Here is a 661-nt window from a genome sequence, read left to right as displayed (position 1 = left end):
CTGCCCGTAGTTCGCCAACTTCCCGATATTATGCACCAGGCAGTATAACTGCCACTGACCCTGTACTTTCTTCTTACCCCGCAGGCTGAAGCGGTTCAACCGTTTAGTGGTACCGATGTTGCCGAACACCGGTTCCACCACCGACATCCGGTGGCTGTAGATCTCCTTGCCCTTCGGGCTGTCTACCCGATGCTTCATCCAATCGGTGTAGTTGGGCAGGCGTTTATTCTCGATGGTAAATGACACCTGTCGACCGGCCCCCTTGCGGTGATCGGCTGAGGCTGGGTTCTGCATGCAGCGATGCTTCTTAGGGCAGTACCGGCATTGAAGCAATCGCGCTTTAAAATGGGCTCTGATGATGCCTTGCTCGTCAGTCCGGGTCGCTTCATGATGCAACTCGTTTCCTGCCGGGCAGACACAGGTCAGCTTCACTGGATCGAACTGGAACTCACTGGCCGGAATGGTCTCCTTCCAGCCCTTGTCGGGCAGGTCCTGGTGCCGCTTGCCGTACTTGTCTTTCTGGTTCTGGAACTTCGGATCCCGGCTGCGGAATTTGTTGTCCGGCACGTAGCCATTGATCTGCCGGTCGTGCAGGTACTTCATGTTGGCTTCGTTGGCGAAGCCGGTGTCGGCGGTGACAACCGTGCCTTGCCGGTAGATG

1 protein-coding gene is annotated in these 661 nt (G+C 56.7%); it reads right to left on the bottom strand.

The features are described 5' to 3' along the window. Positions 1 to 661, bottom strand: a 661-nt coding sequence (locus tag ACFOZ5_RS13380; protein WP_379888131.1) for a transposase, incomplete at both ends; no start/stop codon positions are given.

The organism is Marinobacter lacisalsi, assembly GCF_042651045.1.
Classification (GTDB): Bacteria; Pseudomonadota; Gammaproteobacteria; order Pseudomonadales; family Oleiphilaceae; genus Marinobacter; species Marinobacter lacisalsi.
Note: the sequence above shows the minus strand (reverse complement) of the source record. Positions and strands in the feature narration are given on the sequence as shown.